Raw genomic sequence first — 12577 nt, 5'->3', positions numbered from 1 at the left:
AATTTGAGATCATCGGGATGGGCGAAGATGTCGGCGATGGCGGGTTTGTTTGCTGCCACCACCAGACGGGTGAATTCCCTCAGCCGCGGCCCCAGCACCGGATGGGCGAGATAGGCCCGCGCCTCTTCCAGCGAATGGATGGCATAGCGGCGCGCGGTCTCGCTGTGGCCGAGGCCTTTCACCTGCGGGAAGATGAACCACATCCAGTGGCTTTTCTTCACCCCGGCCTTCAGTTCGGCGCGCACGCGATCGATCACCCGTGCCTGGGCGTCGACGAACCGCTGCAGATCCTCGTCCATTCCGTTCACCACGACGTGAAGGTCACTTCAATGGTTACGCGGCACGCTTCCGGGGCAGGATACGCCCTCGCGGGCTCAGGGTACGGAGGGTTGCGTGACAAATCGACGGGACTTCCTCACAACTTCTGTGGGAATCATGGGAGCGAGTCTGATGGCCGGGCCAGCCGCCGGAGCCGGAATGCCAACCAAATCCGAGGGATCGGCCGCAAATCCGGCGCCGCGCTTCCCCCCGGATTTCCTGTGGGGAACTGCCACCGCCTCCTACCAGATCGAAGGCGCCTGGGCCGAAGACGGCAAGGGCGAGTCGATCTGGGACCGCTACGCCCATACCCCGGGCAAGATCAAAGGCGGCGATAGCGGCGATGTCGCCTGCGATTCCTATCACCGCTACGGCGAAGACATCGCGCTGATGCGGGCGCTTCATATGAAGAGCTACCGCTTTTCGCTGTCGTGGCCGCGCATCCTGCCGGACGGCACCGGGGCCGTGAACCAAAAGGGGCTCGACCATTACAAGCGATTCCTCGATGCCCTCCTCGCCGCCGGCATCCGGCCGTCATGCACGCTGTATCATTGGGACCTGCCGCAGGTCCTGCAGGACAAGGGCGGCTGGCCCAATCGCGACATGGCGGGCTGGTTTTCGGACTATGCCGAAATCGTCGCCAAGGCGCTCGGCGACCGCATCCCGACTTTCGCGATCTTCAACGAGCCCTACGTCTTCTGCTTTTGCGGCTACGGCATCGGCGTACACGCCCCCGGCATTGCCGACATGGGCCAGTATCTGAAAGCAGCGCACGTCACCAACCTGGCGCAAGGCGACGCCTTTCGCGCGCTCCGCGCCTTCGCGCCCAAGGCCGAGATCGGCGGCGCCTATAATATGTCGCCGGCCGAACCCGCCACGCCCGACGACCGCGCCGCGGCCGAGCGCATGCACGCCGCCAACAACGTCTTCTTCCTCGAACCAGCACTGACCGGCGCCTATCCCAAGGCATTTGCACCGCTGGAGGCGATGGGCTTTCAGCCGGGCGACGAAACCCGCCTGCGCGCGCCGCTCGACTGGATCGGCATCAATTACTACTTCCGCCACCGGGTCCGCGCCGATGCCAACGACAAGACGTTTGGCTACCGCGCCGAAATCCCCCACCAAGGGCCGCTGACCGACTTCAACTGGGAAGTCTGGCCGCGCGGGATCTATGACATCACCAGCCGCATCGGCCGCGACTGGCGCCTGCCGATCGAGATCACCGAAAACGGCTGTTCCTATGCCGATGCGCCCGACGCGGACGGGGCCATCCACGACACCCGCCGCATCGCCTACCTCCGCGCCCACCTCACCGAGTTGGCGCGTGCCATCGCCGATGGTGCACCGGTGCGCGGCTACCATGCCTGGAGTCTGCTCGACAATTTCGAGTGGAGCCAAGGCTTCAGCCAGCGGTTCGGCCTCACCTGGGTCGATTTCCGCGACCGGCGGCGGGTCCTCAAGGACTCCGGCAACTGGTACGGGAGGGTCGCCGCCGCCCATGCGGTGGTGGACTGAGGAGCGGTGGAAAACCCGTATTTCGGGCAAAACTCCTGAGATTCCGGCAGTTTCGCTCCCCCGAATCGCACTATTGCGGTGCCGTCGCGGGCGGTCGTGACAGTTCCGCGACCAAACGCGTTTTGCCCTGCCGGGGGCGCTCTGGCAGGTACACGACCGAAAACACGGGGCACAAAGCATGTTCAGCTGGTTCCAGACCCTGATGCCGCAGGAAAACCGGTTTTTCGACCTGTTCAACCGGCATGCGCACACGATCGTCGACGGGGCCGAAGCCCTGCGCGCCCTGCTGCACGCCGAAACCAACGTGCGCGACGCCTGCAAGAAGGTGTTCGAGTTCGAAACCCAGGCCGACGTCATCACCCAGGACGTGCTGCTGTTGACCCGCCGCTCGTTCATCACCCCGTTCGACCGCAGCGACATCAAGGACCTGATCACCTCGCTCGACGACTCCATCGACCAGATGAAGAAGACCGCCAAGTCGATCCTGCTGTTCGAAGTGGAAACCTTCGAACCGCACATGGCGCAGATGGGCGACGTCATCGTCGACGCCTCGAAGCTGACAGTGGAAGCGGTCGCCCAACTGCAGACCCTGCGCCAGAACACCACCAAGGTGAACAGCGTCACCGAAGCCATCATCCGCCTGGAAGAGAGCGCCGACGAACTCAACAATCAGGGCACCAAGGCGCTGTTCCAGAAGCACCGCGGCGGCAACGCGATGGACTACATCATCGGCAACGACATCTATAACCACCTCGAGCGGGTGATGGACCGTTTCGAGGATGTCGCCAACGGCATCTCCGGAATCGCCATCGAACAGTCGTAACGGAGCCCACCGGTGCCTCCTGACTTCCTCGTCCTCGCCGCGCTGATCACCGCCGCCCTGCTGTTCGACTTCATGAACGGCATGAACGACGCCGCCAATTCGATCGCCACCATCGTCTCGACGCGTGTGCTGTCGCCGCGCTACGCCGTGGTCTGGGCGGCGTTCTTCAATTTCATCGCCTTCCTGGTGTTCGGGCAGGCGGTCGCCAAAACCATGGGATCCGGCATTGTCGACACCAAGATCATCACCGATCAGGTGATCTTCGGCGCCCTGACCGGCGCCATCACCTGGCAGCTGATTACCTGGGCGGCGGGCATCCCGTCGTCCTCGACCCACGCCATGATCGGCGGACTGGTCGGCTCGGCCGTAACCCATGCCGGCACCGGCGTCATTATTTGGCACGGCCTGGGGCGGACCATCCTTGCCATCGTCCTGTCGCCGACGCTCGGTATGGTGCTGGCCCTGTTCCTGATGCTGTTTGCCGCCTGGATGTGCCGCAAAGCGGTGCCGGGACGGGTGGATTCACTGTTTCGAAAACTGCAGTTCATGTCGGCATCGCTCTATTCGCTCGGCCACGGCGGCAACGACGCCCAAAAGACAATGGGCATCATCGCGGCCCTGCTCTATGCCCACGGCCAGATCAAAGGCGGCTTCCACATCCCGCTGTGGGTGGTGCTGGCCTGCCAGACCGCAATGGCCGCTGGAACCCTGGGCGGCGGCTGGCGTATCGTGAAGACCATGGGATCGCGAATCACGCACCTGTCGCCCTATCAAGGCGTCTGCGCCGAAACCGCCGGCTCGGTGATGCTGTTCCTGGCGACCAGCCTCGGCATTCCGGTTTCGACCACCCACACCATCACCGGCGCCATCGTCGGCGTTGGGGCTGCCAAGCGCGCCTCGGCGGTACGCTGGAACGTGGCCAAGGATATCGTCACCGCCTGGATCATCACCATTCCCGCCGCGGCCTGCGTCGGCGCCGCCGCCTATAAGCTGTTCGGGCTGTTCTGATGGGGCGCGGCCAGGGCAGTCGCAAGCTCACCGGCGTTCAATATGCGGCCCTGCCCTGGCGAGTGCGCGGCGACGAGGTGCAAATCCTGCTGGTGACGTCGCGGCGGACGCGACGTTGGATCATTCCCAAAGGCTGGCCGATGGACGGGCTCAAACCGACTGATGCCGCCGCCCGCGAAGCCGAAGAGGAAGCCGGCGTCACCGGCGTGATCGACAAAACTGCCATCGGCCAATACCGCTACATGAAAGTCTTGCGCGACGGCGTCGAACTGCCGTGCCGGGTCGAAATTTTCCCGCTCATGGTGACCGAGGAAAGCCCCGACTGGGACGAGATGGAAGCCCGCGAACGACGCTGGTGCTCGGTCGCGGAAGCGGCCGGCGCCGTCCTCGAACCCCAACTCAAAATGGTGATCCGGCGTTTCGGCGCTCGTCTGGCCCAGGCCCGGCGGCGCGCGCGCGTGCCGGCAGTGGTGAATCATGGTCGCCGTACGGCTTGAAGACGAGGCGTTGGCGTTCGCGACGGCTCAGCTCGATGCGGCCGGCGGCGGCATTGCGGCCGAACTGCACCGCGAGGCGCTCGACGAACCGGTGGTGCTGATCCCCGATTTCGTCGATCCTTTGACTTTGCCCGAGCTCGCATACGGCGGCGTCGCCAGCCAGCAAGGCAGCGATTCCGAACTGGCGAGCTATCTGTTGTTCCTGAAAAAGCGCGACGACCGGCTGCAAAGCGTGATCTTCGACGATCCCTGGGCGCATCCCGGCGATCTCGATTATGCCGGCCCGCCGCCCGACGAACTGCTGACCTTCCAGGGGCGCATCAGTTATCTCTACGATCTGTCCGAACTGTCGCCCGATCTGATCTGGGATTGGCGTGCCATCGCGGTGAGCTTTCTCAAGATCGCCTATGTGTCCGAAGCGAGTCCGGCCGAAATCCGCGCCCTGGCCGAGGAAGACCCGGACGATTCCTTCCATCTCCTCGCCCACACCATCCGCCATGTGGCGGTCAGCGCCTATGACGACGAATCCTGGCTGATTCTGCGCCACGAACCCGGCGATGCCTGCGATTGCGGCGAGGACTGCGACGGCGATTGCGGCGGGCCCGATTGCCGCCATCACGCCAACGACGACTGACGGTTGCTTCTTCCCCCGCCCGCCCTCATGCTGCGGCACAATGGCAGCCGACATCGACATCGCCGGTTACAGCGACGCCCTGGTGGTGCTCGGCACCGCCGCGGTGATCGTTCCCTTGATGCGCAAGGCCGGCATCAGCCCGGTGCTCGCCTATCTCGGTGCCGGCGCCATTCTGGGACCCTTGGCGCTCGGCTCGTTCATCCATCAGATCCCGGCGCTCTACTGGTTCACGGTGGTCGATGCCGAACATGTGTCGGGCATCGCCGAACTCGGCATCGTCTTCCTGCTGTTCATGATCGGTCTCGAGCTGTCGTTCGCGCGCCTCAAAGCGATGCGCCGGCTGGTCATGGGCTTCGGCGGGCTGCAGGTGCTGGTGACCTCGGCGGCGATCGCCGCCATTGCCGCCTGCGCCGGCTTTTCCGCCAACGCCGCCATCGTGCTCGGCGCCAGCGTGTCGCTGTCATCGACCGCCATCGTACTGGAGCTGTTGTCGAACCAGAACCGGCTGTCGTCGACGGTGGGTCGCGCCAGCTTCGCCGTGCTGCTGGCGCAAGATATCGCAGTGGTGCCGATCCTGATGTTCATAGCCATTTCGGGCGGCGAGGACGGCGGGCCGGTGATCATCACTTTGGCGCGGGCGCTGGCCCAGGCCACTGCCGCGATCACCGCGATCATCCTGATCGGACGGCTGGCGATGCGGCCGCTGTTCCGCCTGGTCGGCACCACGCGCTCGAACGAAATCTTCATCGCCGCGGTGCTGCTGGTGATCGTCGGAGCCGGCGTCATCGCCCATGCCGCCGGGCTATCGATGGCGCTGGGCGCCTTCGTCGCCGGTATCCTGCTGGCCGAAACCGAATACGGCAAAGCCATCGAGGCGACGGTTGAGCCTTTCAAGGGGCTGCTGCTCGGCATCTTCTTTTTCACCGTCGGCATGAGCATCGATTTTCGCGAAGTGGCGCGCGAGCCGCTGCTGCTGCTGGCCTGCGTCGTCGGATTGATAGTGGTCAAAGCGGCGGTGCTGACGTTGCTCGGGCGACTGTTTCACCTCTCCTGGCATTCGGCGCTCGAAACCGGCCTGCTGCTCGGCCCCGGCGGCGAATTCGCCTTCGTCGGCTTAGGGCTGGCCGCCAGCCTGCACCTCATCGACCGGCCGCTCGCCGGTTTCGTCCTGGCGGCGATCGCGCTGACCATGGCCCTGACCCCGCTGCTTGCATCCCTCGGGCGGCGCATCGCGCTACACCTGCGCCCCGACGGTGCCAGCGACCCCGCCCTGACCGCGCGCCCTGCCGAGGTCGGTCCGCACGCGATCATCGTCGGCTACGGCCGCGTCGGCCGGGTGGTGAGCGCGCTGTTCAAGGAGCTGGGCGTCGCCTTCATCGCCACCGACATCGATCCCGCCACCGTGACCCGGGCACGACGCGACGGCGATACCGTGTATTATGGCGATGCCGCCGATCCCGAATTCCTGCGCGTCTGCGGCCTTGACGAGGCGACCGGCATCGTCATCACCATCAACGCGCGCGAGACCATCGACGCCATCGTCGAACAGGTGCGGGCCTTGCGCCCCGAGGTCTTGATCGTGTCGCGCGCCAAGGACGCGGTGCACGCCAGCCATCTCTACCGCATGGGCGCCAGCGACGCGGTGCCGGAGACCATCGAATCCTCGCTGCAACTATCGGAAGCCGCGCTGGTCGGCCTCGGGGTGCCGGTCGGGCTGGCAATCGCCAAAATCCACGGCCAGCGCGATGTCTTCCGTGCCGCGCTGCAGCAGGCCGCGCGCGAGGCCGGGCGCGCCGAAAGCTACGCGGTGCGGCGTCGCCATCATCCCGTCGGGTAAAGGAACCCGGCGCCCGGGACATGCGTTGTTCGGGGCGATGGAGGATGCCATGAACAAGACTGCCGCCGCGTTGCTGTGCCTGCCGTTCCTGAACGGTGCCGCTGTCGCCCAGAGCGAACCGCAAACGACCGATCAGCTCAATCAGTCGCAACGCGCCGACGGCGATGCGGCCGACCAGCGCAACGAGCAATACCGCCAGCAACAGCAGCTGTATCAGCAGCAACAGCAAGAATATCAATCGCAAAAACAGATTTATGACAGTCAGGCCGCCCGTTATCTCGCGGCCCGCGACCGCTATGCCGCGGAACGCGCCCGCTATCGTCGCGGCGATTGGCCGAAGCGCAGCGAAAAACTGGCATTCGTCGAAAGCGATCAGTTGATGGGCGCAAAAGTAGAAACCTATGCCGGAACCGATGTCGGGCGGGTCGAGGAACTGGCGCGGGTGGACGGACGCGTGACGGCGGTGCGGGTCGCGTTCAACGACACCGCGCTGCACGTCTGGATCGATCGCAGCGATCTCAAATTCGACACCGAAGATAACATTGTCGTGACAGATCTCGCACGGCACGATCTGGTGGCGATGGCTGCTGAGCAGTATTGACCGTTCGTGCGCAGAGTTGATCCGCCCAAAGATCATTTTCACAACCGGACGGCGCGGGGCCTGACCGCTCCACTGCCGCGCATTGTTCGAAATTGAAGAACCGTTGCAGGTAATGCGCTCTACCGGGCGACCGCTTTATAGTTCAGTATTTGCCCTGCACTCGAGGGGGATTGCACCATGGCTCAAAACGAAAACGGCGGACGTCCGATGCTTGGAACCATCCAGGATTATCGCAGCTATCTGCGCGACATCACCGCCATCCAGGCCGAAACTGTTCGTCGCCTGATCGAAAGCGACGCCACGCCGCCGATGGAAATGGCCGCCGTTCTCGAAGACATCGCCAACAAGTTCCTCGATATGTCTGATGAAATCAGGGATTTTGCCCTGACGCTCCCAGCAACTGACTGAGGATCGGCCGCAACGCGTCGCGCGGCAATTGGTCGAGAGTCAGGTTCGGATTGAACCACGGCACCGTGTCGCCGAACATTTCCGACATCCAATCGACCACGACCTGAACCGCCCTGGTGCCATAGCGGTCGGCCGCCGCCACCACGAACAATGGCGCGCGGATGTGGACGTCCAGTTCCAGCGGCAGCGCCACCGGATCGGCCAGAGCGCTGGTGGCGACCAGCCCGATGCCGAGGCCGTTCTTGACCATCAGAGCGTAGTTCAAGAGGTTGCCGCACGAATAGGTGACGACGCCTTTGCGCGCCAGTGCGTTCCAGGCATCCCACGGACCCAGCATCTCGGTGTAGGTATCGCATTGCACGAAGCAATGGGACGACAAGTTGGCGCGGGTCGGAACGCCGTAGCGAGCGATGTAATCCTGGGTCGCCACCGGCAGCATGTGCAGCACGCCGAGCGGACGCATCACCACATCGGCCCCCTGCTGCGGCATCACGCTGATCATCACGTCGCCGCGATTGGCACGCAGGCTGGTGTGATCGGTCGGCGATACCAGTTCCAGCCGGATCTTCGGATACATCTCGCTGAACGACACCAGCGAGGGAATGATCGACAATCCGGCCAGCACATCGGTGGCGACCAAACGTACGGTGCCTTCCGCGGTGCGCGCTTCGGCGTTGAGGTCGCTCGAAATCTCGAACAGGCGATGATCGAGTTCGGCGAGCGATTTCGCCAACTCCTCGCCCTGCTTGGTGAGCGTGATGCCGGCCTGGGTCGGAATGACAAGCTGCGCGCCCATCACGTCCTGCAGCCGCCGCACCTGGCGGCTGACCGTCGGCTGACTCATGTTCAAGGTTTCGGCGGCACGATTGAACGATTTGGCTTTTGCGACCGCCAGAAACACGCGCAGCTCGCCCCAGAACGGCCCGCTTAGAATCTTGGTATCGTCAAGCGACGGGTGTGACGAGTGCGACAACGGTCTGTTCATGAAAGCCCCCCTGCATGACGTCAAATTCTGCGGACAATCACGGCGAGGGGCAAGCGCCAAAGCGCCGCCGCGGTGATAATCCGGACCGCCGGTTAACACGCAAATGCAAGTTCTCGCATGCCGTGTACGACGGTGTTATTCGACCGTTCGTAATGCCAACCAATGTGTGACGGCCTGCCGCGTGGGGTGAAATGCGCGCTGATCGTCTTAGCCACGGGTTATTGGCTCAACCGGCTGCCGCAAAGAAATCGAGCGCGGCGCGCTTGTAGCCGGGATCGCCGACCGCCGTCATATGATCCTTGTTCGGCAGCACCACGGCGCGGCCGGACGCGAACGCGTCAGCCAAGGGGAACGGCGAACCGACCAGCGTATCGGTTTCACCGGCCACCACCAGAACCGGACGCTGCGACGCCTTCAATTCCGCCGGCGTATAAATGTGACGTGGGGAGCGCATGCAGGCCGCCAGCGCCAGGCGATCCTTGCCTTTCTGGCCGCCAAAAATGCGGAACTTGCGGGCATCGCCATCGGCAATGGCGGAAGGATCTTCGGTCAGCATCGCCGCCGCCACCTTGTCGCGCCAGGATTGCTGTTCGGAGAAATAATTCTCGCCGACGCCGGCCGCCACGGCACGGCGCACCCGCTCGGGGTGCAGCATCAGGAAACGGATCGCCAGCATCGCCCCCATCGAATAGCCCATGATGCAGGCATCCTTGAGCGCGCTGGCGTGCATCACCGCGAGAATGTCGTCGATCATGTGATGGCCGTAGGCGGCCGGCGTGTGCGGCTTGTCGCTGTGGCCGTGACCGCGGCAATCGAAGCTGACGACGCGGCAGCCGTCACGCGCCAGCCGGTCGATCCAGCCGGTCGACTTCCAGTTCTGGTCCCGGCTCGAAGCAAAACCGTGAATCAAGAGCACGGGCCTTCCTTCGCCCGTCACGTCAAAGGCAATATGGGCGCCGTCCTTGGAGACGGCAGTGTGTTCCGAATCCATGCCGCACCTTCGCAAACACCGGCTCCCACGTCTATGATGGCGAGCCCTTCATTTTCGAGGCCGACATGTCGCTAGCATCCCTCCGACGAGACGTCGCCTCGGCGGTCGACGCGCTCAGCGGCGAACTGATCGCGCTCAGCCACGCCATCCACGCCGAGCCCGAACTGTCGCTCGCCGAATTCAAGGCCGCGGCGCGACTGGCGGATGCGGTCGAGCATCACGGCGGCGCGGTGACGCGCGAGGCCTTCGGGATGAAGACCGGCTTCGTCTCCGAGTTCGGCGCCAAGAAGCCGACGGTGGCGATCCTGTCGGAATACGATGCCCTGCCCGGCATCGGCCATGCCTGCGGCCACAACATCATCGCCGCCATCGGCTACGGCGCCGCCATCGCGCTGGCCAAACTCGGCGCCGACCTGCCCGGCCGGGTGCGTTACATCGGTACGCCCGCCGAAGAGGCGCATGGCGGCAAGGAGCTGATGGCGCGCTTCGGCGCGTTCGACGGTGCCGATGCCGCGATGATGATCCACCCCTCAAACTTGAATCTCGTCACCATGCCGACCATCGCGGTCGCCGATGTGGAAGCGGTCTATCACGGCAAGGCGGCGCACGCTTCGGCGATGCCGTTCCGCGGCCTCAATGCCCTCGATGGCGTGGTGACGGCCTATTCGGCGATTGCCCAATTGCGCCAGCACATCCACAATACCGAGCGCATCCACGGCATCATCACCGACGGCGGCATGGCGCCCAACATCGTGCCCGAACGCGCCGCCTGCCGCTTCTTCATCCGCGCCGCCGACATCCACGACCTGATCAAACTGAAACAGCGCGTCGTCGCCTGTTTCGAAGCCGGAGCGCTGGCCTCGGGCTGCCGCCTCGAACTCAACTGGACCGGCGCCGATTATCTCGACCTCAAGACCAACTGGCCGCTGGCGGAGAATTTCCAGCACCACGCCGAAGCCCTGGGGCGCAGCTTCTTCCCGATGGAGCAGATCCCGGTCGGCTTCGCCGGCTCGACCGACATGGGCAATGTCAGCCACCGCGTGCCCTCGGTTCATCCGATGCTGGCGGTGGCGCCGCCCGATGTCATCATCCACAATCCCGAATTCACCCGCTGGGCCGCGTCCGATCTTGGCGACACGGCGGTGATCGACGGTGCCAAGGCGCTGGCGCTGACCGCACTCGATGTGATGGCCGACGGTACCACGCTCGACCGGGTGCGCGCCGATTTCGCCGCTACGGCGGAGCTGTCGCGGCTGGCGGTGGCGGCGGTGGAACCTGTGCATCGCCATCACCCGAGCTGCGGCTGCCGATGAGACGCTGGCTGGCGTTCGGCGCCCTCAACGGCGCGCTGGCGGTGGCGGCGGGGGCCTTTGCCGCGCACGGGCTGAAAGCTCGGCTCAGCCCTGACATGCTGGCGGTGTTCGACACCGCGGCGCGCTATCACCTGATCCACGCCCTCGCCTTGTGCCTGACGGCGGTGGCGGCCGAGCGCCTCGCCCCCCGGACCGCCAACGCGGCGGCGCTGCTGTTTGCCGCGGGAGTGGTGCTGTTTTCCGGGTCTCTCTACCTGTTGGCGTTGACAGGAACGCGCAGCTTTGGCTTCGTGACACCCTTCGGAGGCGTAGCGTTGATAGCCGCCTGGCTGACGCTCGCGGTCGCCGCATTATCGCGGAAGGGGTGACGAGATGGGGCAAACGGTCAGCGCCGACGAATTCTCCTATGCGGACCCGACCGATCCGCCGTTCAAGCAGTTCGTCATCCGCGCCATCGAGCGGGCGACCGGGCAGCCGTATCTGCGCTGGCTTTACGAATGCTATGCCACCCATCCGGTACCGGGCGAGAGTTTCTGGGACGCCGCCATCCGCCTGCTCGAACTGAAGGTCGCCTACGACGCCGACAAGCTGGCGCGCTGGCCGGCCACCGGGCCGCTGGTGGTGGTGTGCAACCATCCCTTCGGCGTGCTTGATGGCGTCGTCTCCTGCGCCATCGTCGGCCGCGCCCGGCCCGATTTCAAGGTCCTGACCAACGCGGTGATCGCCCGCGCCGAGGCGCTGCAGCGCTATCTGTTGCCGATCGACTTCAGCGAAACCGACGCGGCGATGCAGACCAACCTCAATTCGCGCCGCCTCGCCAAGGAGCACGTCGCGGCCGGCGGCTGCCTGCTCATCTTCCCGTCGGGGGCGGTGTCCACCACGCCGAAATGGTACGAGCGCCAGGCCATCGACACCGACTGGAAAACCTTCACCGCCGGCATGATCGCCAAGACCCACGCCGCCGTCGCGCCGCTCTATTTCGCCGGCCAGAATTCGGCTCTGTTCCAGCTCGTCAGCCACCTGTCGCTGACGCTGCGCCTGTCGCTGCTGTTCTACGAGGTCCACAACAAGATCGGCAGCGAAGTGCGCGCCGGCGTCGGCGATGTGATCCCGTATGAAACCCTGGCCGCGATCCGCGACCGCGCCAAGCTGATGGCGTTCCTGCGCGAGGAAACCTATGCCCTCGCCGACGCCGTCGGCACCCCGCCCAAGGCGCATCTGAAGAAACCGCGCCACGCGCCGAAACCGGGAACGCTGGTGCCGGGGCTGGCGTAGCCGTACGTGCTTCGCGCCGAAGGCGAGAATTCACGCGGAGTCGCGGAGCGAGCGTGCCAAGCGGGGTCGCTGATATTCATCCCGACCCGGCCCGACATTTTCGCCCGCACCCAGCCTCCGCGTGAACCCCTTTAAATATGCCGAGAGCGGGCTTGGCTTTCGCAAGTCCGCTCGTTCGGGGAGGGCCCTCCGCGAACGGGGCGCCAGCAGAGCGGCCGGGTTCATTCGGCCGCTGACAGGCACAATCCGTTCGCCCGGTGAAACCCGCACGCTCGCGGTTTATTCAGCCGCGATTGTCCGATACGCACGCGAGCTGCGTATCCTGGGTCCGTTATGTCTCGCGTTGCTCGGCGGGTCGTGAGAGGCGCGACC

Annotated in this window: 14 protein-coding genes; 11 read left to right on the top strand and 3 right to left on the bottom strand. The window is 64.9% G+C overall.

Features of this window, described 5'->3' with window-relative positions; genetic code table 11:
* On the bottom strand, positions 1–299 hold a 299-nt coding region (locus tag AC1P6P_RS14835; protein WP_481403217.1), incomplete at its 3' end, for a DUF1810 domain-containing protein.
* Positions 300–477: 178 nt separating this feature from the next.
* Here AC1P6P_RS14835 and AC1P6P_RS14830 point away from each other — a divergent pair.
* The 8 genes from AC1P6P_RS14830 to AC1P6P_RS14795 all read left to right on the top strand — a co-directional run bounded on the left by AC1P6P_RS14830 (position 478) and on the right by AC1P6P_RS14795 (position 7641).
* Positions 478–1833, top strand: coding sequence for a GH1 family beta-glucosidase (locus AC1P6P_RS14830; protein ID WP_481403216.1), 1356 nt, complete (start codon positions 478–480; stop codon positions 1831–1833).
* 178 nt (positions 1834–2011) lie between these two features.
* Positions 2012–2656 carry a DUF47 domain-containing protein gene (locus tag AC1P6P_RS14825; protein WP_481403215.1) on the top strand — a complete coding sequence of 215 codons (645 nt, stop codon included), beginning with the start codon at positions 2012–2014 and terminating at the stop codon, positions 2654–2656.
* A gap of 72 nt (positions 2657–2728) precedes the next feature.
* The gene (locus AC1P6P_RS14820; RefSeq protein WP_481403218.1) at positions 2729–3664 is read left to right on the top strand and encodes an inorganic phosphate transporter; all 936 of its coding nucleotides are present in this window, start codon (positions 2729–2731) and stop codon (positions 3662–3664) included.
* Positions 3664–4161 carry an NUDIX hydrolase gene (locus AC1P6P_RS14815; protein ID WP_481403214.1) on the top strand — a complete coding sequence of 166 codons (498 nt, stop codon included), beginning with the start codon at positions 3664–3666 and terminating at the stop codon, positions 4159–4161. The genes AC1P6P_RS14820 and AC1P6P_RS14815 overlap by 1 nt, the downstream gene beginning before the upstream one ends.
* Positions 4142–4795: a hypothetical protein gene (locus AC1P6P_RS14810; protein ID WP_481403213.1), complete on the top strand. Its 654-nt coding sequence runs from the start codon at positions 4142–4144 to the stop codon at positions 4793–4795. The genes AC1P6P_RS14815 and AC1P6P_RS14810 overlap by 20 nt, the downstream gene beginning before the upstream one ends.
* Before the next feature lie 40 nt (positions 4796–4835).
* Positions 4836–6632, top strand: a complete 1797-nt coding sequence (locus tag AC1P6P_RS14805; protein WP_481403212.1) for a cation:proton antiporter domain-containing protein — start codon at positions 4836–4838, stop codon at positions 6630–6632.
* A gap of 37 nt (positions 6633–6669) precedes the next feature.
* A complete protein-coding gene (locus AC1P6P_RS14800; RefSeq protein WP_481403211.1) occupies positions 6670–7233 on the top strand; it encodes a hypothetical protein in 564 nt (187 codons plus the stop codon).
* A gap of 177 nt (positions 7234–7410) precedes the next feature.
* Positions 7411–7641: a hypothetical protein gene (locus AC1P6P_RS14795; RefSeq protein ID WP_481403210.1), complete on the top strand. Its 231-nt coding sequence runs from the start codon at positions 7411–7413 to the stop codon at positions 7639–7641.
* Here the strand turns inward: AC1P6P_RS14795 and AC1P6P_RS14790 are convergent.
* Positions 7604–8626, bottom strand: a complete 1023-nt coding sequence (locus tag AC1P6P_RS14790) for a LysR family transcriptional regulator (RefSeq protein WP_481403209.1) — start codon at positions 8624–8626, stop codon at positions 7604–7606. The two genes, AC1P6P_RS14795 and AC1P6P_RS14790, sit on opposite strands and share 38 nt — an antisense overlap.
* A 226-nt stretch (positions 8627–8852) precedes the next feature.
* A complete protein-coding gene (locus AC1P6P_RS14785) occupies positions 8853–9617 on the bottom strand; it encodes an alpha/beta fold hydrolase (protein WP_481403208.1) in 765 nt (254 codons plus the stop codon).
* Between the two features lie 65 nt (positions 9618–9682).
* Between AC1P6P_RS14785 and AC1P6P_RS14780 the strand changes: the two genes are divergently transcribed.
* From AC1P6P_RS14780 to AC1P6P_RS14770, 3 genes are read left to right on the top strand one after another with little or no spacing between them, the layout of a single operon-like run.
* Positions 9683–10930, top strand: a complete 1248-nt coding sequence (locus AC1P6P_RS14780) for a M20 family metallopeptidase (protein ID WP_481403207.1) — start codon at positions 9683–9685, stop codon at positions 10928–10930.
* Positions 10927–11298, top strand: coding sequence for a DUF423 domain-containing protein (locus tag AC1P6P_RS14775; RefSeq protein WP_481403206.1), 372 nt, complete (start codon positions 10927–10929; stop codon positions 11296–11298). The genes AC1P6P_RS14780 and AC1P6P_RS14775 overlap by 4 nt, the downstream gene beginning before the upstream one ends.
* Positions 11299–11302: 4 nt before the next feature.
* Entirely contained in the window at positions 11303–12205 is a 903-nt protein-coding gene (locus AC1P6P_RS14770) for a lysophospholipid acyltransferase family protein (protein WP_481403205.1), read from the top strand.
* Positions 12206–12577: the final 372 nt, after the last annotated feature.

The sequence above is a fragment of the Rhizomicrobium sp. genome (assembly GCF_056722145.1).
The sequence above is the reverse complement of the archived record's forward strand: the minus strand, read 5'-3'. Positions and strand labels throughout refer to the sequence as shown.